We start from the raw sequence: 20,330 nt of genomic DNA, 5'->3' as shown, positions 1-20,330 counted from the left end.
GCTTAGGATCATAGTTCTATGGAAAAGCCGCTCCTGCTGGTGGTGGAAGACGAGCCCCTTCTTCATTTGGCAATCGAGGACGCCCTGGAAGAGGCCGGCTATGCCGTGCTGTTTGTATCGAGCGGCGACGCCGCCACGACTGAACTGGATGCAGATGCTGCGCGTTTCAAAGGCGTGATCACCGATATTCGCCTGGGGTCGAAAATCTCCGGCTGGCAAGTGGCCCAGCGTGCCCGTGAGCATACGCCGGAGATGCCGGTCGTTTATATGACGGGTGACAGCGCCCACGATTGGGCGTCTAAAGGAGTGCCCAACAGTCTTATTCTACAGAAGCCCTTTGCAATGGCCCAACTGGTCACCGCGATCTCTCAACTGATCAACGGTGGAACTGGTACGCAAATCTAATGTTTGTGCCACGGGGTTTCACGCTCCCTTGTCATGCTTCATCTGTCTCGCGCTTTCCTCGAACACCAAGACGAAGTGCACGCAGGGCCTCCGTTTTGATCTGCCGCTTAGCTGCTTGAGCCGCCTGTTCCGCAAGCGCATATGCTTTTGATTTCTCAAATTCGCCCCGGGGGGAAGACCCACGGGTCGTTTTCTCTTTTTCCTCTTTCGCCAATTCGTCGATCCATTGTTGCAATTGACATCACCTTGCCACGGCTCTGAGGGGCCCCGCATTTAACTTTTTAATCACGTGAGTGTCGTTTCGTGCCGCTACCGTGGCTCGACGGCCAGGTTGAGATAAGTCGCATCGAACTCTGCAATTTCCAGCAGCCGATCCCAGTCGAAAATTTCCACAGTGCGGTCGGCCCAGGTCAATACACCATCTTTGCGCAGGCCCTGCAGCGTCTTGTTCAGATGCACGACCGACAGGCCGAGAACATCGGCGAGCTCCACCTGCGACAAAGGGAGCGAAAAGCTTCTTCCTATGGTAAGCCCCACGACCTGTAAGCGGAGAAACAACTCGCAGACAAGATGTGCCAGATGGGCTTTCTTTGTTCTCCTGCCCATCGCGACAATCCATTCTCGATGAATCGCGGCGTCGATGACGGTCGTGAGCCAGAAAAGCCGCGTTAGATGGGGCTCCTGCTCGGTCAGGATTTTCAGGTCGGAATGATCTGCGAAAGCGATATGACATGGTGTCAAGGCGACGATGCCATGATCCATGGTCTTGACCATGAAAGCGTGGAGATCAACAAAATCCCCGGCGATGTTGATAGCCGTTATCTGCCGACTGCCGTCTTCCATGACCCGGTAGCGCGCAGAGATGCCTTCCAGAAGCAGCGTACTGAAAGGCGGGCGCGACCCTTGAAGTACAATATCCTCATCGACGAGGACGCGCTTGTCGCGCGTGAACAACCGACTGAGTACCTTTTCCTCATGCAGCGTCAGCGTATCATGTGATTTCAAATTGGAAATCAGTGGATTGATCACAGCAGTCTCCAAAGTCCCCTCAATAGGAGAAGCCTTGCACAGCCTTTGCAAGATCGACAAGAATTTCACCGTATCCGAATTGGCGGATGGTGAATGCGAGGCGGCGTTGTGACACCGCCTAAGGATCGCGACTGTTTATCGTTTATAAAGCTGGTCGACCTTGTCGTCCTGACGCTGCTGCTTCACGGCCGATAAGCGGTGTTGTCTAATTGTCCCGTACGCTAGCGCCAGACCTAGAATCGTAGTGCCGCCGATAATAGCAAAAAGCCAAACGTAGTTTTCCATTTTGCGATCTCCTTTTAAAAAGAACAACCACAAGGTTGTTTTGTTCCCATCGCAGGTGAACTCCTCAGCCATGTGCGCCAAACTGCGCTATCGGTGAGACACTCTCTCGCCTCGGTATGGTGGAAATTTCAGGAACTATGTGCTCTCCCGCCTGTTTTGACGCAGGACGCGTGGAGACGGACATGAAGCAGCCGAAAGATATGACCATTGTTTTCGATACGGTAGACAAAACAGTCCTCGTGCACTGCGAGGGGCGAGCGCATATTCTTCCCGGCCCGTTCGCAGACCGCCAGACAGCCTTGGCCGCCGCTGAAATCTATTGCCGCAAACAGGGCTGGGTGGAGACCTCCAGCGATCGGGGTTGATGATGGCTTTCTTTTACTTTCAAGTGACTGACAACGATGGCGTGATGCCGGGAGATGAGCCCTTCGAGTTTACTGATCTCGAGGTTGCCGTTGCACAGGCGAAGATCGTGCTTGCCGAAATCGCCCGCGACGGTCTCCCGAGTAATCAGAACAGCATTTTGGAAGTGCAGTTGGAGGACGAACATCACGTGCCGCTCGCCAAGGTTTCTCTTAGGCTTGAGATCGCGTACCCGTAGTTTCGCCTTGTTCGAAGGCTTGCGCCAACGAAGCCGAACCAGAGCGATAGGCCTCCGTCAGTTTCGCGGGCCACGCCAGATCGGGCCGATCCACAGTATCGCCAGGACGGCAATGAGCGGTAATGCGCCTGCAGTAAAGAAAATGAAAGTGTTCATCTCAGTCTTCCTCCCGGTATGGAAACCGCAGCGATCCGCGTTTGTTCCGCCAGGTGGCTTGAACGTTGGATTGGATCGCGAAAATCTCTGAGCCGGCGTCCGGCAAAGGTGAGAGAGGCGAGCGTGCACTCGACCATGCGCCCTTTGTGCCAAAACCAGACACGTATGTGGAGGCGTTAACCTGTATCCTGCATCGCGATTGCTAAACGTGCATTCCGTGCTCAATCTGTGAGAAATTCGGCCCCCGGCTGCGAAAAAGGGAGAGTGGGAATGTTCCAGACTGTTACATCCGGTACGGCGTTTGAAGAAGTCGAAGCACTGTCCGGCGCGCTTTTTTCATGGTGCGCCGAGCGCAGCATCCGTTTACGCAGTCAGGAAGGCGTCAGCGCGGCCAGCGTGGTCATTGATCTTTTCCTGGCCGGCTATACGACCCAGGACGAAATTCTGGGTGCCCTGAGCAGCCGGGACGCCACGGAGATCACGTTCTCCTGATGCTGGCCATCTGATCTGTGCTTCTCGCGCAAAATCCGGCTGTCGTAAGACAATTGGATTTGTGGGCCGAAAATGCTAGTCGCAATGCAACAGTATTTGACGGCGACCCATGCTTCCGATCCGAGAGACCTATGAGAGTTTGCGGCGTGATTTCTGCTGGCAGATTCCGGAGACGTTCAATATCGGCACGGCCGTAAGCGATGCCTGGGCGTTGCATGAGCCCGAGCGCATATGCCTGCAGCATTTCAGTCCGGACGGGCGGCACCTCTCGCTGTCATATGGCGACTTCGCGCTGCGGTCGTCCTCCTTTGCCGCAGGGCTTCTCGCGCAGGGCTGTTGCACGGGAGACCGGGTCGCAATTCTGTTGCCGCAATGCTTCGAGACTGCCATTGCCCACGCCGCCATTTACAAGCTCGGGGCCATTGCCCTGCCGCTCGCATTGCTTTTCGGGGCCGAGGCGCTGGAGTACCGCCTCCGGGACGCAGGTGCCTGTGCTGTCGTCACCAACAGGTTCGGACTGGAGAGGCTGGCTGCTGTCCGGAATCGCCTGCCGGATTTGAAATCGATCATTCTGACCGAGGACGAAGCGTCCGGCACCGTGTCGTTTGATGACGTGTCCAGCCATGACGCGGCAGATTTCGTTCCCGCCGATACGGCACCGGACGATCCGGCCCTGATGATCTATACGTCCGGAACGACCGGGCCGCCCAAGGGCACCTTGCATGGACACCGTGTCCTGCTCGGCCATATTCCCGGCTTCCAGTTCCACCACGCCTTTCTGCCTCAGCCGGGCGACAGGATGTGGACGCCGGCCGACTGGGCCTGGGCCGGGGGGCTTTTGAATGCGCTCCTGCCATCGCTGATGCTGGGCGTCCCCGTCGTTTCTTCGCCCGGACAGAAGTTCGATCCGCACACGGCATTCCGCATTTTGGAAGAGATGGATGTTCGCAACGCCTTCATTCCCCCGACAGCCCTTCGCCTGATGAAGGCGATCGAAAATCCCCGCTCGATCTACACGCTCAATCTGCGCACGATCGGCTCGGCCGGGGAGGCGCTCGGGCGCGAAACCTTCGAACAGGCAAGCGCAGCCTTCGGCGTTCCGGTCAACGAGTTTTATGGGCAGACCGAATGCAACATCGTTGTGTCGTCCGCGGCCAATCTCGGTGTTCTGAAACCTGGCTCGATGGGAAAGCCTGCGCCCGGACACGAGGTTGCCATCATCGATCTCAATGGGCGCGCACTCGGCGTCGATGAAGTCGGACAGGTTGCCGTTCGTCGGCCCGATCCTGTGATGTTCCTTGGCTACTGGCGTAACGAGGCGGCGACGACCGCCAAATTCATCGGCGACTGGATGACGACAGGCGACCAGGGTGTCATGGATAGCGAAGGTTATATCACCTTTTTCGGGCGCGATGACGATGTGATTACGTCGTCCGGGTACAGGATCGGCCCGGGGGAAATCGAGGACTGTCTCGCCGGCCATCCGTCGGTTCAACTTGCAGCAGCCATCGGGAAACCGGATCCCGTGCGCACGGAGATCGTCAAGGCTTATATCGTCCTGAAGCCCGGACAGGTGGCGAGCCCGGATCTTGCCGCGGAGATTCGCGACTGGGTCAAGAGCCGGCTGTCCATGCACGAATATCCGCGCGAAATCGAATTCGTCGACAGCCTGCCCCTGACGACCTCGGGAAAGGTCATTCGACGCCTGCTGCGCGAACGGGCGGCAGCGGATGCCGGTGCTACTTAGACCGGCGTGGCGCCAGTGCCCTGATCTTGTCGCGTAGCAGCCGCGCCATGTTGCGGGTATTGCGGTAGAGATGCAACTGCGCCGCAACCTGCCGCACATCGCGGTCACGGTTCTGGGCAAGACCGATCACCAGCGTGCCCATATCCTCGCGCTCCTGCCAGAAGCGGCTCATCACCGGGTGATCCGGCACGGCGCAACTGTCTGAGCGAACGATGTTGGCGTCGTCGAGATGCCACTCGGTCAATTCCGTCATCAGAAGCTTGCCGGGCGAATATTTTGCGTAGGCTTCGTCAAAGGCCGTCTTCCAAGTATAGGCGTCACCGCCCATCATGAAAACAATCATCGACGCGATGGCTGTGCCGTTGAGGTCGATCGTGTGGATGCGGACGCTGTCGGCTTCGGCAAGATTGGTGATCGCCTCCCGCGCAAAGGCGGCGCGGTATCGATCGAGCACCATGGCCGTGCGCTGCCGCCCCTTCCAGCCGCTTGCCTCCAGCGCAAGAAATTCCTCCATGCGCAGCCGGATTTCCGTCGGCTGGCGCGCCACATTGTAGGAGAGGGGCCCAAGCAGGCTCAGATTTTTCCATTGGCGCCGAAGTTCGCGCACGTGGTGCGAGCTTATGGCCTGGCTCAGATAGGTATCGCCGTCCTGAAGGCTTTCCAGCATGGGTCGGGTAAACGTGTCCGTGACGGTGAGCGGCAGGTTGCGGCCGATGGCAACCGCGCGCGCCATCTGGGCGAATTTTCCCTTCAGCCGAATATCAGGCAGGACGAGGACGCCGGGCATTCCAGCCGAGGGGTCGGCGAGCGCTTCGTAAAGATTGTCGATCGTCTCTGCCGCTTCCTCCGCATCGAGCAATGGTACACCCAGCGGTCCGAAGGGGTTCGACCAGGCGCGAATGATGGCCGCGCCCATGGAAAATCCGGGTTTTTCGATTGAGAACGGCATGAGGAAACGGATCCGGCTGCGACGCTCGTCATTGTCGCGGATCAGGGCCAGACGGATGATCCGGTCCTCCAGTCGCGGCATGGCGGGAGCGAGGAAGCGCCCGGTGAAGAACACGTTGGGCTCCAAGGCCCGATGGGACAGAAAGTCCAGTTCGGCCTGCAATTCGTAGCCGTGGCGGGCGGGATAGACGCAAAGTTCCCGGCCCGGACGGCCGATCGCGATCGTGTTTTCGGCAAGGGGGCGAGCAGGCGGCGGCGGCACGAGGCCGCCGAGAACACGGGCCGAACGGCTGTTGGCGTCATCCGGAATATGCTGGTTGCCAGTCATGATCGGGCTGCCTCCGGTTTGATGAGTCTTGCGTGCGGATCGGCAAAGGCGAAAAGGACGATACCGAACGTGCGGCGGACCGCGATATGAAGAAGTGTGGCTTCGACGATCATCGCGCCTGTCGTGGCAAGTGCCGCGCCGGTGAGACCGAAAAGCGGTATGAGCGTGGCGTTGAGGGCCAGATTCGCAAGAAGCGCGCCAGCGTAGAGAAAGACACAGAGCGTCTGCTGCCCGGCCATGGTCAGAAAGGCCTCGGCAGGTCCGACAAGCGCTTTTGCCATGATCCCTGCAAACAGGATCGCCATCAGCGGATAACCGGAAACGAAGGCCGCACCAAACAGGGACAGCAACAGCGTGCCGCAGGCCAGCACCGCTCCGCCCACGATCAGCGACGGCCAGAAGGACCATTTGGCGCTCTCGATGGCAATGACGGCGAGCTGCTGTCGATCCGGATCCGCCATGGCCGCCGAAAAGCGTGGCGACGCCGCAGCCTTGACCGAGAACATCACGAAATGCACCAGCGCCATGGTTTTTGCTGCGGCGAAATAAATGGCGACGCTTTGCGGATCAAGGTAAAGGCCGACGATGATCACGTCGGAATTGGTCAGCATGAAGCCAAAGCCCTCGATCAGGAAGATCGGCAGCGCCACCCGGATCCATGTGCCGAATTCGATGCGGTGTGGCCCCTTCAAGTATCGTCGCCGCAACCGTCTGCCGAGAATGAAAAATTGCGTGACGGTCGTCACATAGGTGGCGGCCATCGCCGCGATCATGGCTGTTCGGGCGCTATGTGGCTCCCCGCCGGCAATGGCGAGCATCATGAAACCGAGAATGAGAAGCGGGCGGATGAGGTAGGTCGGGCTTAGCGCCGAGACTGCCCAGCTATGCGCCCGTGACGTGCCATCCATGACATCGCCCAGGGCAATCATTGGCAGGGAAAATATCCCGAGATAAAGCGGCACGAGATAAAAGGCGTCGATGGTGTCGCCGAAAAGCCAGAGGCCAGCGATCCCGACTGCCGCCAGCGCCGTTGCCGACAGGAGGGCAAAAACGCGCACCGTCGTCGTCAGTCCCCGGATTTCGGGCAGGGCATCCCGCGCGTGGTATTGCGGCAGGAAACGGATGATGGCGGTGTGAAAGCCGAGGCAGGAAAGATTGCCGAACAGGACGACCAGCACCCAGACGAAAACGAAAATGCCATATTCGAATTCGCCCATGATGCGGGCGAGAATGATTTGGGACACGAAAGCGATCGCGGCGCTGACGACACGTATGGCAAAGGCGACAAGTGCGGTTCGCTGCGCAAGATATTTCGCATCGCTGCTGGTGAGAACCGGCTCGAGCCTGGCGAACAACGGCGACAACCGGTCCCGCAATGCGGGCGGCAATAAACGTCCGGCCGTGTGACACGCTGCCATGAACAAGAAAGTACCCGAAACTACGCAATACAGGTCACCAGTCTTGCCACAACAGCGTTAACAAACAGTGAGGTTGCAAAGGCGGCTTTGCTGACAAAAGCAACCGTTGTGCTATTGTCAGTTGCATTCGGCGGCAGAAGCAGAGTGCGCGATATCAGCTTGCGCCACCGGGAAGACGGGCTTCCCGGCTGAGGTAACAGCCTTGCCGTCGAATCTGGAGGTGATCTATGTGGCAAAAACCATTTAGTATCGCGCTTATTATGCGAAAAACCCGAACGGGCTGGTCGATAGCCGTTCGGGTCAATTTCACAAAATAAGTTCAAGGCAGGCGGGATAGCCGTCCCGTCTGCCACTCCAGAAATAAACCCTGCACGTCGTAAATGCAAGGTATCGAGCAAACTACGCTTCGAACGCGCCGTGGCAATGCTTGTACTTCTTGCCCGAACCGCAGGGGCAGGGCTCGTTGCGGGAAACCTTGCCCCAGCTTGAGGGATCCTGTGGATCGCGGTTCTGCGGTTCGACGAAGTTCAGTCCGGCACTCGCCCCGAAATCGTCTTCGCCGGTCAGCGGATCGATATGATGGCCCACCATCTCCGGTGGCACCGGCTGCGGGGCTTCGGCGGCTTCGCGCACCAGTTCCACACGCATCAACTGCGCCGTTACAGCCTGGCGAAGGTTCGCCAGAAGGGCCTGGAAAAGTTCGAAGGCTTCAGACTTGTATTCCTGCAAAGGGTCGCGCTGGGCATAGCCGCGGAAGCCGACGACGGAGCGCAGATGGTCGAGATTGACGATGTGTTCGCGCCACAGATGGTCAATCGTCTGCAGGACCACCGAGCGTTCGACGTAGAGCATGATCTCGGCCCCGAAACGCTCGGCACGATCCGCGGCGGCCTTGTCTGCTTCCGCCGTGATGCGCTCGCGGATATCGCTGTCATCGATGCCTTCCTCGGCCGCCCATTCGACGATCGGCAGGTCGAGATTGAGGGAATTCTGAACGTCGGTCTTCAGACCCTGAACGTCCCATTGCTCGGCATAGGCCTTTTCCGGGATACGCTTGGTCACGATATCGTCGATGACCTCGTGGCGCATGTCGGCCACGGTTTCGGAAATATCGGTGGCATCCATCAGTTCGATACGCTGCTCGAAGATCACCTTGCGCTGATCGTTGAGCACGTCGTCATATTTCAGGAGGTTCTTGCGGGTGTCGAAGTTGCGGGCCTCGACCTTCTTCTGCGCGCGCTCCAGGGCCTTGTTGATCCAGGGATGAACGATGGATTCGCCTTCCTTGAGGCCGAGCTTCTGCAGCATGCCGTCCATGCGGTCGGAGCCGAAGATCCGCATCAGGTCGTCCTGCAGGGACAGGAAGAATTTCGAGCGACCCGGATCGCCCTGACGGCCCGAACGGCCACGCAGCTGGTTGTCGATGCGGCGACTTTCGTGGCGTTCGGTGGCCAGAACGTAAAGGCCGCCGGCGGCAAGCGCGACGTCCTTCAGGCGCTGGACTTCGGCCTTGATCGCGGCTTCCTTGGCGTCACGCTCAGGTCCGTGCTCCATGTCGCCCAGTTCGGCGGCGATGCGCATCTCAAGGTTGCCGCCGAGCTGGATGTCGGTGCCGCGGCCCGCCATGTTGGTGGCGATCGTTACCGCACCGGGAACGCCGGCCTGGGAAACGATATAGGCCTCCTGCTCGTGATAGCGGGCGTTGAGAACCTGGAAATCGGTAAAGCCGGTCTGCTTCAGAAGCCCGGCCAGCAACTCGGATTTCTCGATCGAGGTGGTGCCCACCAGAACCGGCTGGCTGCGCTTGTGGCTGTCCATGATCTCGGCGATGATGGCCTTGAACTTTTCTTCGGTGGTCCGATAGACCTCGTCGTCCTCGTCGATGCGCTTGATCGGCAGATTGGTCGGTACTTCCACAACCTCGAGGCCATAGATGTTACCGAATTCCTCAGCTTCGGTCGAGGCGGTGCCGGTCATGCCGCCAAGCTTTTCATACATGCGGAAGTAGTTCTGGAAGGTGACGGAGGCTAGCGTCTGATTTTCCGGCTGGATAGCCACTTTTTCCTTCGCTTCCAGCGCCTGATGCTGACCTTCCGAATAGCGGCGGCCCGGCATCATACGGCCGGTGAACTCGTCGATGATGACGATCTCGTCGTTACGAACAATGTAGTCCTTGTCCTTCTGGAACAGCTTATGCGCTTTCAGCGCATTGTTGACGTGATGGACGATGGCGACATTCTCGATGTCGTAGAGTGTTTCGCCCTTCAGCAGATTGGCCTGCCGTAAAAGATTTTCGAGCTTTTCCGTGCCGTCCTCGGAGAAGTTCGCCGAGCGCTGCTTCTCGTCGATTTCGTAATCCTCCGGCGACAGGAGCGGAATGAAGGCATCAATCGTATTGTAGAGATCCGAGCGGTCGTCAAGCGGTCCCGAGATGATCAGCGGGGTCCGCGCCTCATCGACAAGGATCGAGTCCACTTCATCAACGATCGCAAAGAAATGGCCGCGCTGAACCATCTGGTTGCGCTCATATTTCATGTTGTCGCGGAGATAGTCGAAGCCGAGCTCGTTATTTGTGGCGTAGGTGATATCGCAGGCATAGGCCTCGCGGCGCTGGTCATCGTTCAGGCCGTGAACAATGACGCCTGTGGTCATGCCGAGAAACGAATATATGCGGTTCATGGTCGCCGAGTCGCGGGCGGCGAGGTAGTCGTTGACGGTCACGACATGCACACCGCGGCCGGCGAGCGCATTGAGATAGACCGGCAGGGTCGCTACCAGCGTCTTGCCTTCACCCGTCTTCATTTCAGCGATCGATTTCTCATGCAGGATGATGCCGCCGATCAGCTGGACGTCGAAGGGGCGCAGGCCCAGCGTCCGGCGCGCCGCCTCGCGCACGACCGCGAATGCCGGCACGAGCAGATCATCCAATGTCTTGCCGTCGGCAAGCTGCTGGCGGAATTCGACGGTCTTTGCTGCCAGCGCCTCATCGGAAAGCGCCTGTGTTTCGGCTTCCAGTGCGTTGATGGCATCGACCTTGGCCTTGTAACCGCGCACGCGCCGGTCGTTCGATGACCCGAAAATTTTGCGGGCGAGGCCGCCGAGACTGACCATAAGAATGGTCCTTTCTTGTATGTCGCCAACGCGGGCGAATTTCCGCGAAATCCTAGAAAACGCCCGGAACTGTTCTGGACGCGAGGTTGCGTGACAGATAAGAGGGGGGTCGAATTATGTCAACGGGAGTTGAGGCGGCCTTTCAGGCTTAACAACGGCCACAATCTGGTGATGTTAAGCAGTATTGCTGGCCGAAACGAAGGCTTCGACTGCTCGAATTGGAAGGTATGAGAATGTTGAAATACAAGTTGCTTGCGGCCGTTGCCGCGATATCCGTCATGGCTGTCCAAGCGCCGTCGTTTGCGCAGGACGCCGCAGATCCGGTCATTGCCAAGGTCGCCGGAGCGGCAATTCACAAGTCGGAACTCGATCTTGCGATGACGGGTCTTGACCCTCAGCTGGCGCAGTTGCCGGAAGAGCAGAAGCGCGCAGCTGCGCTGTCCGGGCTGATCGACGTGAAGCTGTTGGCCAAGGATGCGGAAAAGGAAGGTCTGCAGGACGACGCAGCCTTCAAAAAACGCCTTGCCTATCTGACGGAGCGCGAACTGCATAACGCCTTCTTCAAGAAACATGTGGTCGATGCCGTCAAGCCGGACGAAGTGAAGGCGCGGTACGATGCCGAAATCGCCAAGATCCCGGCCCAGGAAGAAGCGAAGGCCCGTCACATTCTGGTGAAGACCGAGGACGAAGCCAAGGCGATCATCAAGGATCTGGATGGCGGCAAGGATTTCGCGACCCTTGCCAAGGAAAAATCGACCGATCCGAACAAGGCCGATGGCGGCGATCTCGGATACTTCACCAAGGACCGCATGGTTCCGGAATTCTCCGAGGCAGCCTTCAAGCTGGAGAAGGGCAAGTATACGCAAACCCCGGTCAAGACACAGTTCGGCTATCACGTCATCCTGCTTGAGGATAAGCGCAAGCAGGCGCCACCGCCGCTGGAACAGGTCGAACCGCAGGTCAAGCAACTCGTCATGCGCGACAAATATATCGAGCTTCTGACCAAGGCGAAGGCCGATGCCGGGGTCGATATCACCGATCCTGCTCTGAAGAAGGCCTATGACGAGGCCAACAAGGAAGAAGCGGCGAATTGAGGGCCTGACGGATCGCTCGTCTTGGAGCGGTCATGTCTTTGTGGTTCAAGATGAAGCCAAGATTGTCCGGAATCCCGGGAGCTGAAAGCTCTTCGGGATTTCGTTTTGGCCCGCATTCCGGGCTTTTTGTTTGCGCAGGTTGATCATGTCCGGTTCCATTTCGCCGCTCGCCCCGAAATCCTTTGTCGATATGCCGCCGGTGCGCGGCGTGCGCATGGCAACGGCCGCCGCTGGCATCAAGTACAAGAACCGCACGGATGTGCTGCTGATGGTCTTCGACGAGCCGGCTGCGGTCGCCGGTGTTTTCACGCGCTCGCGTTGCCCGTCCGCGCCCGTCGATTTCTGCCGCCAGAACCTGTCGAACGGCGTAGCCCGCGCCGTCGTCGTCAATTCCGGCAATGCGAATGCTTTCACCGGCAAGAAGGGCAGGGCGGCGACGGAACTGACGGCGCAGTCCGCTGCTCAGGCGGTCGGCTGTGCCACGGACGAAGTGTTTCTGGCCTCGACCGGGGTGATCGGCGAACCGTTGGACGCCACCAAATTCGCTGGCGTCCTCGGAGACATGACCCGGAATGCTACCGGCGATTTCTGGTTCGAAGCCGCCAAGGCCATCATGACCACCGATACCTATCCCAAGGTTGCCACACGCAGCGCAGACATCGGTGGTGTAAGCGTCATCATAAATGGCATCGCAAAGGGCGCGGGCATGATCGCGCCGGATATGGCGACGATGCTGTCCTTCGTCGTCACGGATGCCGATATCGCGCCTGACGCGCTACAGGTGCTCTTGTCCGAAGGGACCGGCCCCAGCTTCAATTCTGTCACGGTCGACAGCGACACCTCGACATCCGATACGCTTCTTCTTTTTGCGACGGCGGCAGCGGCCGAGGACGGCCAGAAGAAGGTCGTCGATGCGGCCGATCCGGTCCTTGCCGGTTTCCGTCTGGCCCTGAACGACCTGTTACATGATCTGGCGCTCCAGGTTGTGCGGGACGGCGAGGGAGGCCGCAAGATGGTGGCGGTCACCGTCGAAGGCGCGGAAAGCGATGAGGCCGCCAAGCGCATTGCCCTGTCGATCGCCAATTCGCCATTGGTCAAGACGGCGGTTGCAGGGGAAGACGCCAATTGGGGCCGCGTCGTCATGGCTGTCGGCAAGTCGGGCGAGATGGCCGACCGGGACCGGCTGGCGATCTGGTTCGGCAATATCCGTGTTGCCTTCGAAGGGGAGCGCGATCCGTCCTACTCGGAAGACGCGGCGTCTGCCGTGATGAAAGAGGAAGACATCGCAATCCGTGTCGAAATCGGGCTCGGTGCAGGCCGGGCGACGGTCTATACATGCGACCTGACCAAGGAATATGTCGAAATCAATGGCGACTACCGGAGCTGACATCAACGTGCGGAATGGAATCCTGAAGGCCGACCTGCCGAATGTTCGCCGCCTCGAAGCGGTCGCCTTTCGCGCCTGGCCTGCGACCTCTGTTCAGTATGATGGAAGCTGGCTCATTCGGCTGACGGCGGGGCATGCGTCCAAACGGCTGAACTCGCTCAATCCGCTTGACCCTTCCGATTACCGCGACGTTGAATCCCGGATCGAGAAGGCCGCCCGGCGTTTTACCGAATACGACCTGCCGTTAACGGTGCGGCAGACGCCCCTGACGCCGCCACAGCTTATCGATCTCATGGACAGGCAGGGCTGGCTGTCCCTTTCCGAGTCTATCGTGATGATGGCGGATATTCCACCGAACGATACGACCGAGGCGATCGAACATCTGCCCTTGCGAGATGTCGGCCGCTTCGTGGATGCGCGCTTGAAGATATCGGGAGAAAGCCCCGATCAGAAGGCGGGTCTTGCCGAAGTCATCAATGCTATCAAGCCTGAATGCGGACTGTTTCTGTTCGAGGATCAGGAACTGGGGCCGATTGCCGTGTCACTTGCCGTGCAGGACAATGATCTTGCCGGTATCCTGCAGCTTGCTGTTTCACCGCAGGTTCGGCGGAAGGGAGTCGGTGCGGCGATCGTCAATGCTTCGCTTCGCTGGGCGAGGCTTCGCGGCGCGCGGACGGGCTGGTTGGCGGTTGAGGCCGCAAACGAGCCAGCCATTGCGCTTTACCGCAAATTCGGGTTTCGCGACGTTTACCGCTACTGCTACAGAAGGCCGTGCAAGTGATGGAAGCAGCAAGCCGGAAGATCCTGCTGGTCGCCGCCTGCGCGCTGGTCGATGGCGATGGCCGCATTCTGCTGGCGCAACGCCCCGAAGGAAAATCGCTGGCCGGGCTCTGGGAGTTTCCAGGCGGCAAGGTCGAGCCGGGCGAGACGCCGGAGGAGACGCTGATCCGGGAACTGGACGAAGAACTTGGAATCCAGACGAAAGTGGCCTGTCTCGCGCCCCTGACCTTTGCCAGCCATACTTACGAAACATTCCACCTGCTGATGCCGCTGTATGTTTGCCGGCGTTATGAAGGCGTGGCTCATGGCTGTGAAGGGCAGGCCATCAAATGGGTCCGGCCCAAGGCCCTGCGCGATTATCCGATGCCCCCGGCAGACGAGCCGCTCATCCCGTATTTGATCGATTTGCTGTGAGCTACACGGGAAAATTTCGATTTTATTAATCGAACATTTATCACCCTCGTTCAAAATCGGGCTTGGTTATGCGCTGGCGTGCAGATTCACGATAATTCCCGTGGGAACGCCGGTTTTGTATCGGCGCTGACAGGGCGGTGACCGCCGCCGTTCCGGTTGGCGCAGGCATTCGAGAGGCAGACATGGTGGATGACGATTTCTGGAGAACGGTTCAGGACAAGGATTTGGCGACCGGCCAGAGCCGCCGGACCGGCGTACTCAATCTATCGCTGTTGTTTGGAACTGCCGTCATCGCTCTCACTCTCATTTTGACACCCATGCTGGCGTCAAAGACCGAGAACAAGGTTCTTGCCGATGCGCCGATCGACTATGACAACATTACGACCGGCTCCATTCCGAACGGCAACACCAGCAAGCGCTATACGGTCCGCCGCAGTGTGCTGCAGGAGATGCCGGGGGCGGTTTGCATCATCGATGGAGACGGGAGCAGGAGCGGTTGCTGACGCGTGGCGGCGACTTTACCGCGCGCGCTGCCGGCCCCAGCCTTAAAGGCTCGATATCATAATGTGTATCCCGCGGACCGGTATGTCCGGGCAATGCACGGGAAGCAAGGCTGGGAGCGCATGAAGATATTTTCGTTTCGGTTTTTTTCTGACGTTTCCGGCGCAACCGCAGTGGAGTACGGCCTGCTCGCTGGGCTCATTTCCGTTGCGATGATATCCGGTCTCTCGAACTTCTCGGACGAACTGCTCATCGTTTTTGAGACGATTACGGCAGCAATGCAGGGCGCAGGGACGTAAATCAGTTTTCCTTGAGCTGTCGCTCGTTCGTGCGGAGTGCATCCGACAGCCTCTGTTTCGCCGAACCGGGCTTCAAAGGCTTCTGCTGGCTTTCATGTGGCGCCCAGCCCGAGATATAGATGATTGAGAACGTTGCACGGATTCGGCCGTCCGGGTCAGAAAACCGCTCGGCGTAGAGTTGGGCGGCGCGAACGAAAAATTTCCGGTCAACAGGAGCCCGGCTGCGCGCCGCCAGCGGATTGGTCATGCCCATCGCTCTCAGATCTCTCATCAGGCCAAAAAGCGAATCGTAGCGAACGGTATAGGTCTCGGTGTCGGCCACTGGCAGGGTAAAGCCGGCACGCTGCAGCAATGCGCCTATGTCGCGAACATCCGCGAAGGGGATGACGCGGGGGCTGGCGCCGCCTGAAATCTCGCTTTCGGCCTGAAGCAACACTTCCCTCAGTTCCTGAAGCGTGCCGGTGCCCGGTATCGCCGCGAGAAACAGGCCGTCCGGCTTCAGGGCACGGCGCACCTGAATGAAGACGCCGGGCGTGTCGTTCGTCAGATGCAGCGACAGCGGCGAGACGATAAGATTGACCGATTGCGGCGGCAGCGGCACGGTTTCGAGCGAAGCTGCAGTCAGCGTGTCTTTTTCTTTGGCGAAGTCATCGTCCGTTTCAATCCGGACGATTTCGGAAACCTTGCCTGTTTGTGCCAGCAATGCCGCTGTCAGGCCCGTATATCCGTGGAGTTCGACGGCCTTTTCGAAATGACGCTCGACAACGCTCAGTCGCTCGGCAATTTCCCGGGCGGCGATTTCGAGAAGAAACTGCGCTTTCGGATCACCGTGGAGAAGCGCCCTTTTGCGGCGCGCCTCTATCAGCGCCTGGTCGAAAACGATATCCATGGTAGCTCTCCAAGATTCTCGTCGCAATGACGCCTGGCTGGCAGTAAAGTCAATCTTATGCAAGGGAACAGGTCAGAAAATCCAGGTTGGAGGCTCGTGAGCAGGCTGCACAATCTGTGGGCCGCAGCGGTCGATGTTGTCTATCCGCCGGTTTGCAGCGCATGTGGACGCATGGTCGGCGAACATTACGCAACCTGCCCGGCCTGCTGGGCAAGTTTGCGGCAAATTGAGCGACCCTATTGCGAAGTGCTTGGCCTGCCATTCTCACATGATCTCGGGACGGGCATTCTCTGTGCCGACGCCATTGCCCATCCACCGGTATTCGACAGGCTGCGATCCGCGGTCATTCATGAGACCATCGCTAAGTCCTTGGTGCATGGCCTGAAATACAGCGATCGCACGGACCTCGCGCCCATGATGGCCGGCTGGATGATCCGGGCAAGCGACGGCAGGGTTGCGGCTTCGGACGCGATCATCGCGGTTCCGCTGCATGCCACGCGGCTTTGGCGGCGCCGTTTCAACCAATCGGCCGAACTTGCACGCGCCATCGCCCGTCTCTCCGGCAAACCTTTTCTGGCGACGGGTCTTATCCGCACCAAGCGAACGATGCAGCAAGTCGGGCTGGGCGCGACGGCGCGCGAAGACAATGTGCGCGGGGCCTTTGCCGTAACGGAAACGGGCAAGGCTGAGGTATTTGGCAAACGGCTTGTTCTGGTCGACGATGTCTACACGACAGGAGCGACGGTTTCGGCTGCGACCCGGGCCTTGAAGAAGGCAGGGGCCGTCGAGGTCACGGTTTTGACCTTTGCAAGAGCGATATCCGGTCCTATATGAAGGGCATGGGCGCCGGCAAAGGGCCGGCCGAGAAGCAGGTCGATATCATGGTTTCTGTGGTCATCTATACCCGTCAGTTTTGCGGCTATTGCTCGGCTGCGAAGAAGCTTCTGGACTCCAAAGGAGCGCAATACGAGGAGCATGACGCGACCTATGCGCCTGAACTGCGCCAGCAGATGATCAGCCGCTCGAACGGTGGAACCACCTTTCCGCAGATTTTTATCGGCGATGTCCATGTCGGAGGCTGCGACGACCTTCACGCGCTGGATCGTGCCGGCAAACTGGACGCAATGCTTGCCGCCTGAGGAGATCTGCGATGACGTTCAAAGCTGCTGCCGTCCAGATGTGCTCGGGTGTCGAGCCCCAGCGCAATGCCGAGGCAATGGACAGGCTCGTGCGCGAAGCCGCGGGCCATGGGGCCATTTACATTCAGACTCCGGAAATGACCGGCGCCCTGCAGCGCGACCGTGCTGCTATGAAAGCCAATTTACGGGACGAGGAAAACGACGTTATCGTCAGGATGGCGTCGGAACTGGCGTCCGAACTGCGCATTTATCTTCATGTCGGTTCAACGGCGATCGGTCTCGCAGACGGCAAGATGGCCAATCGCGGCTTTCTGTTCGGTCCGGACGGCGGCAAGATCTCGCATTATGACAAGATCCATATGTTCGATGTCGATCTCGACAATGGCGAGAGCTGGCGCGAAAGCTCCGCCTATACGCCGGGGGCTACGGCGCGCCTGATCAACCTTCCGTTCGGAAAGCTTGGCTGCGCCATCTGCTACGATATTCGTTTTCCGGATCTTTTCCGTATGCAGGCCCAGGCCGGGGCCGAGATCATGTCCGTGCCCGCGGCCTTTACGCGCCAGACAGGTGAGGCGCATTGGGCCGTGCTGCTTCGGGCGAGGGCAATCGAGAACGGCATGTTCGTCATCGCTGCCGCACAGGCCGGGCTGCATGAGGATGGCCGGGAGACCTATGGTCATTCGATGATCATCGACCCCTGGGGCGCGGTGCTTGCTTCTGCCGGCGGAACCGGCGAGGGCATCATTGTCGCCGACATCAATGTCGCTGCCGTTGCGGCGGCACGGGGCAAAATTCCCAACCTGAAGAACGGTCGCGTTTTTTCGCTGGATGAAGTGCCGTTGTCTGCCGCCGGAGGTGTGGCGGCTTGATCAAATACACGCTGTCCTGCGACACCGGCCACGCCTTCGAGGGCTGGTTTTCCTCCGGTGCGGATTTCGACCGCCAGGCCGAACTGGGCTTGGTCTCCTGCCCGGTCTGCGGCTCCGCTGCAATCGGAAAAGAGCTGATGGCGCCGTCGGTATCCACCAGCCGGAAACGCGACGAGTCCCAGGTCCTCATGATGGACAAGGCCCGCAAGGAAGCCATCGGAAAGATCCGGGAACTGGTGACGGCGATCCGCGAGAACGCGGTGGATGTCGGCGAAAAGTTTCCTGAAGAGGCCCGCAAGATCCATTACGGCGAAGCCGAGCAACGCGGCTTGATAGGCAAGGCCTCCGTGGACGAAGTGCGGTCGCTTCTTGACGAGGGTATCGAGATCGCACCGCTGCCGGTGCTGCCCGACGATGTCAACTGACCCCATCTGACACAGAAGAGTTTGCCCTCCCTCAGTAATGCATGTCGATGCTGCGGAATCGGCGCTCCTGTTCCGGGGTTTTTTCATCGTCATGCATTGCCGTTCCGTCATCGCTGAGGATCTGGATCGTCCGGCTTTCCGGATAGAAAACCAGAGCCTCCGCCTTGAAATCATTGATCTTAAGTTCTGAGATTTGCACCGGAGCTTCTGTTCCGCCAGTCCAGGAATAGAGCGCGAAACGATCGCCTTCGTCCGTTTGCGGGCCGGCAAGGATCAGATAGGAGGCATCGGCCATGTCGAGCCTGTCGATGCTGCGGATGCCAAGGCCGCCCAGATCAAGTTCAAGCAATTTACCAAAACGCGGGGAACGGCCCTTTTGCGTGACAGCGGCCGGGTTTTTCAGCGGAAGGACGAGCGCGTTGCCGTTGCTCGCCAGGGGGCTGCGGAAACCGATGAGCAGCATGCCCTCCGACGTGTCGGCGAGGCCTTCGATGTTGATGTGTCTCGGTTCGATCCCGGTTGCGTTTCGGATCGCTTTGCGCAGTTTCCGGTGTGGCGTACCGACGCCCCTCAGTTTTGGAGGGCCGCCTTTGCCACCAATTTTGGTTGCAAACAGAACGGAGCGTTTCTTGGCGCCGCCCTTGCTGCCGTCCTTGCGTGAATGGGAGGTAATCCAGTAGATGCGCCTGCCGATGCGAGCACTGGCTTCGATGTCGGATTTGAGGCTGCCGATGAATTTTTTCAGCTGCACCGACCCGACAGGGCCCGAGGTACCGCGCCTGTAGATCTGGAGCCTGTTGATTTCATCGCTGGCAACGACGAAATGATCATGCTCCAAAGCGGTAGCCGCAGAGGCTTCGAAAAGACCGGAATAGAGAAACGGTTCCGATTGCCCGGGCTGGGCGCTGGCGTTGAAAAATGTCTGCAGCGGCAGTGCCGTCAAGATATCCGTCCTCCTATGGACCGGGGTCATGCTGGCCGTTTGGCAACGAGCATGTAGTTGACGTCCATGTCCTTGGACAGACACCACTGGTTGGAGAGCGGCGAGAAGAATACACCGGTGCGAGCCGTCACCTGCATGCCGCTCGAATGGATCGGCTTTTCCAGTTCCTGCGGTCGGACCAGCTTCTCGTATTGATGGGTGCCGCGCGGCAGCCAACGCAGGATGTTTTCGGCAGCGAAGATCGCAAGGGCCGCGGCCTTCAGGGTGCGGTTGATGGTGGCGACGAACATCAGCCCTCCGGGGCGGACCATGGACGCGCAGGTCGTCATGAAGAATTCGACATCCGCGACATGCTCGACCACTTCCATGTTCAGAACGACGTCGAAGGTTTCGCCCGCCGCGGCCAGTGCTTCTGCTGTGACGGCACGGTAATCAACAGGGACGCCGCTGCCAGCCGCATGAGCCTTGGCGATCATGATGTTTTTTTCCGAGGCGTCTGCGCCGATGACGTCGGCCCCCATGCGGGCCATCGGCTCGGACAGCAGCCCGCCACCGCAACCGATATCAAGAACGCGCAAACCCTTCAGCGGCTGCGGCGCTTTGGCGTCACGACTAAAATTGTCCGAGACGTGCTCACGGATATAGGCGAGCCGCACCGGATTAAACTTGTGCAGCGGCCTGAATTTTCCTTTCGGATCCCACCACTCGGCGGCCATGGCCGAAAACCGGTCGATTTCCGCCTGATCGATTGTACTGCGGGCAGCGTCGCTCATGGCATTTGCTCCGTAAAACTTGTCCGCACTGGAAGTCGGACGGTGGGGGGCGAAAGTCAAGGGTCGGGCAGAGGCTGCGGCGATCGGCGCTGCTCCGAGCAACGGCCGAATGTCGGCGTATCGAATTGCGATTTACGGTTTGCTGCGGTTGCAACTTCTCGTAACCGTTTTGCAAGGAGCGGGACATCCGTCTCCGGCTCCGACGATCTTTTACTGTGTCGCCGCCAGTTCCGCGCCGCCATTGTCCTTGGCCAAGAGTTCGTCGATGCGCGAGCGTTCCTTTTCGAACTGTGCAAG

At 59.1% G+C, this 20,330-nt stretch carries 25 protein-coding genes (1 of these 25 only partly in view); 15 read left to right on the top strand and 10 right to left on the bottom strand.

The genetic code is table 11. From position 1 onward, the window contains the following. Nucleotides 1–18: 18 nt before the first annotated feature. The gene (locus PY308_RS16480) at nt 19–405 is read left to right on the top strand and encodes a response regulator (protein WP_275784584.1); all 387 of its coding nucleotides are present in this window, start codon (nt 19–21) and stop codon (nt 403–405) included. A gap of 31 nt (nt 406–436) precedes the next feature. On the opposite strand, the gene PY308_RS16475 is transcribed toward PY308_RS16480, so the two are convergent. The 3 genes from PY308_RS16475 to PY308_RS16465 form a co-directional block, all read right to left on the bottom strand. Further along, nucleotides 437–640: a hypothetical protein gene (locus PY308_RS16475; protein ID WP_275784581.1), complete on the bottom strand. Its 204-nt coding sequence runs from the start codon at nt 638–640 to the stop codon at nt 437–439. A gap of 74 nt (nt 641–714) precedes the next feature. After that, a complete protein-coding gene (locus PY308_RS16470; protein WP_275784578.1) occupies nt 715–1,434 on the bottom strand; it encodes a Crp/Fnr family transcriptional regulator in 720 nt (239 codons plus the stop codon). 135 nt (nt 1,435–1,569) lie between these two features. Next, complete coding sequence (locus tag PY308_RS16465; protein WP_275784575.1) at nt 1,570–1,719, bottom strand: hypothetical protein; 150 nt, start codon at nt 1,717–1,719, stop codon at nt 1,570–1,572. A 182-nt stretch (nt 1,720–1,901) separates the two neighbouring features. Here PY308_RS16465 and PY308_RS16460 point away from each other — a divergent pair, with 182 nt between their 5' ends. The 4 genes from PY308_RS16460 to PY308_RS16445 all read left to right on the top strand — a co-directional run bounded on the left by PY308_RS16460 (nt 1,902) and on the right by PY308_RS16445 (nt 4,715). Continuing rightward, on the top strand, nt 1,902–2,084 hold the full coding sequence (locus PY308_RS16460) for a hypothetical protein (RefSeq protein ID WP_275784572.1): 183 nt from the start codon (nt 1,902–1,904) through the stop codon (nt 2,082–2,084). A gap of 2 nt (nt 2,085–2,086) precedes the next feature. Continuing rightward, nucleotides 2,087–2,320 carry a DUF6894 family protein gene (locus tag PY308_RS16455; RefSeq protein ID WP_275784571.1) on the top strand — a complete coding sequence of 78 codons (234 nt, stop codon included), beginning with the start codon at nt 2,087–2,089 and terminating at the stop codon, nt 2,318–2,320. A gap of 426 nt (nt 2,321–2,746) precedes the next feature. Then, complete coding sequence (locus PY308_RS16450) at nt 2,747–2,968, top strand: hypothetical protein (RefSeq protein WP_275784568.1); 222 nt, start codon at nt 2,747–2,749, stop codon at nt 2,966–2,968. A 109-nt stretch (nt 2,969–3,077) separates the two neighbouring features. Next, nucleotides 3,078–4,715 (top strand): AMP-binding protein, encoded by a 1,638-nt coding sequence (locus PY308_RS16445; protein ID WP_275784566.1) that lies wholly within the window; start codon nt 3,078–3,080, stop codon nt 4,713–4,715. Here the strand turns inward: PY308_RS16445 and PY308_RS16440 are convergent. From PY308_RS16440 to secA, 3 genes are all read right to left on the bottom strand, one after another. Then, nucleotides 4,708–5,991, bottom strand: a complete 1,284-nt coding sequence (locus PY308_RS16440) for a GNAT family N-acetyltransferase (protein ID WP_275784564.1) — start codon at nt 5,989–5,991, stop codon at nt 4,708–4,710. The genes PY308_RS16445 and PY308_RS16440 overlap by 8 nt on opposite strands. Next, nucleotides 5,988–7,409, bottom strand: coding sequence for a lipopolysaccharide biosynthesis protein (locus PY308_RS16435; RefSeq protein WP_275791171.1), 1,422 nt, complete (start codon nt 7,407–7,409; stop codon nt 5,988–5,990). Before PY308_RS16435 ends, PY308_RS16440 begins: the two co-directional genes overlap by 4 nt. Before the next feature lie 399 nt (nt 7,410–7,808). After that, nucleotides 7,809–10,520 carry a preprotein translocase subunit SecA gene (gene secA, locus PY308_RS16430; RefSeq protein WP_275784562.1) on the bottom strand — a complete coding sequence of 904 codons (2,712 nt, stop codon included), beginning with the start codon at nt 10,518–10,520 and terminating at the stop codon, nt 7,809–7,811. A 233-nt stretch (nt 10,521–10,753) separates the two neighbouring features. Here secA and PY308_RS16425 point away from each other — a divergent pair, with 233 nt between their 5' ends. From PY308_RS16425 to PY308_RS16400, 6 genes are all read left to right on the top strand, one after another. Beyond that, nucleotides 10,754–11,614: a peptidylprolyl isomerase gene (locus PY308_RS16425; RefSeq protein ID WP_275784560.1), complete on the top strand. Its 861-nt coding sequence runs from the start codon at nt 10,754–10,756 to the stop codon at nt 11,612–11,614. 145 nt (nt 11,615–11,759) lie between these two features. Continuing rightward, nucleotides 11,760–13,001 carry a bifunctional glutamate N-acetyltransferase/amino-acid acetyltransferase ArgJ gene (gene argJ, locus PY308_RS16420; RefSeq protein ID WP_275784559.1) on the top strand — a complete coding sequence of 414 codons (1,242 nt, stop codon included), beginning with the start codon at nt 11,760–11,762 and terminating at the stop codon, nt 12,999–13,001. Then, entirely contained in the window at nt 12,982–13,782 is an 801-nt protein-coding gene (locus PY308_RS16415) for a GNAT family N-acetyltransferase (protein ID WP_275784558.1), read from the top strand. The genes argJ and PY308_RS16415 overlap by 20 nt, the downstream gene beginning before the upstream one ends. After that, entirely contained in the window at nt 13,782–14,195 is a 414-nt protein-coding gene (gene mutT / locus PY308_RS16410) for an 8-oxo-dGTP diphosphatase MutT (RefSeq protein WP_275791170.1), read from the top strand. Before PY308_RS16415 ends, mutT begins: the two co-directional genes overlap by 1 nt. A gap of 182 nt (nt 14,196–14,377) precedes the next feature. Beyond that, nucleotides 14,378–14,698 carry a hypothetical protein gene (locus PY308_RS16405; RefSeq protein WP_275784556.1) on the top strand — a complete coding sequence of 107 codons (321 nt, stop codon included), beginning with the start codon at nt 14,378–14,380 and terminating at the stop codon, nt 14,696–14,698. 93 nt (nt 14,699–14,791) lie between these two features. Further along, nucleotides 14,792–14,995: a Flp family type IVb pilin gene (locus PY308_RS16400; protein ID WP_434064264.1), complete on the top strand. Its 204-nt coding sequence runs from the start codon at nt 14,792–14,794 to the stop codon at nt 14,993–14,995. Between the two features lies 1 nt (nt 14,996). Here the strand turns inward: PY308_RS16400 and PY308_RS16395 are convergent, their stop codons facing one another. Continuing rightward, entirely contained in the window at nt 14,997–15,884 is an 888-nt protein-coding gene (locus tag PY308_RS16395; protein WP_275784551.1) for a methyltransferase domain-containing protein, read from the bottom strand. 57 nt (nt 15,885–15,941) lie between these two features. Between PY308_RS16395 and PY308_RS16390 the strand changes: the two genes are divergently transcribed. Genes PY308_RS16390 through PY308_RS16375 form a run of 4 tightly spaced genes read left to right on the top strand, consistent with a single transcriptional unit; the run spans nt 15,942 to nt 18,317 of the window. Beyond that, nucleotides 15,942–16,718 carry a ComF family protein gene (locus PY308_RS16390; RefSeq protein WP_275784549.1) on the top strand — a complete coding sequence of 259 codons (777 nt, stop codon included), beginning with the start codon at nt 15,942–15,944 and terminating at the stop codon, nt 16,716–16,718. Between the two features lie 47 nt (nt 16,719–16,765). Continuing rightward, the gene (gene grxC / locus PY308_RS16385; RefSeq protein ID WP_275791169.1) at nt 16,766–17,023 is read left to right on the top strand and encodes a glutaredoxin 3; all 258 of its coding nucleotides are present in this window, start codon (nt 16,766–16,768) and stop codon (nt 17,021–17,023) included. Between the two features lie 11 nt (nt 17,024–17,034). Then, a complete protein-coding gene (locus tag PY308_RS16380) occupies nt 17,035–17,892 on the top strand; it encodes a carbon-nitrogen hydrolase family protein (protein WP_275784547.1) in 858 nt (285 codons plus the stop codon). Beyond that, nucleotides 17,889–18,317 carry a DUF1178 family protein gene (locus PY308_RS16375; RefSeq protein WP_275784545.1) on the top strand — a complete coding sequence of 143 codons (429 nt, stop codon included), beginning with the start codon at nt 17,889–17,891 and terminating at the stop codon, nt 18,315–18,317. The genes PY308_RS16380 and PY308_RS16375 overlap by 4 nt, the downstream gene beginning before the upstream one ends. 31 nt (nt 18,318–18,348) lie before the next feature. Here the strand turns inward: PY308_RS16375 and PY308_RS16370 are convergent, their stop codons facing one another. The 3 genes from PY308_RS16370 to PY308_RS16360 form a co-directional block, all read right to left on the bottom strand. Further along, a complete protein-coding gene (locus tag PY308_RS16370) occupies nt 18,349–19,260 on the bottom strand; it encodes a DUF3616 domain-containing protein (protein WP_275784543.1) in 912 nt (303 codons plus the stop codon). A gap of 26 nt (nt 19,261–19,286) precedes the next feature. Further along, a complete protein-coding gene (gene ubiG, locus PY308_RS16365; protein WP_275784540.1) occupies nt 19,287–20,033 on the bottom strand; it encodes a bifunctional 2-polyprenyl-6-hydroxyphenol methylase/3-demethylubiquinol 3-O-methyltransferase UbiG in 747 nt (248 codons plus the stop codon). Between the two features lie 210 nt (nt 20,034–20,243). After that, nucleotides 20,244–20,330 carry the 3' portion of a M23 family metallopeptidase gene (locus tag PY308_RS16360; protein ID WP_275784537.1) on the bottom strand. 1,878 nt of this gene lie beyond the right edge of the window, so only the last 87 of its 1,965 coding nucleotides appear in the window; the start codon falls outside the window, past its right edge; the stop codon is at nt 20,244–20,246.

This window comes from Pararhizobium gei (genome assembly GCF_029223885.1).
Lineage (GTDB): Bacteria > Pseudomonadota > Alphaproteobacteria > Rhizobiales > Rhizobiaceae > Pararhizobium > Pararhizobium gei.
This window is presented reverse-complemented; position numbering and strand designations above follow the sequence as displayed.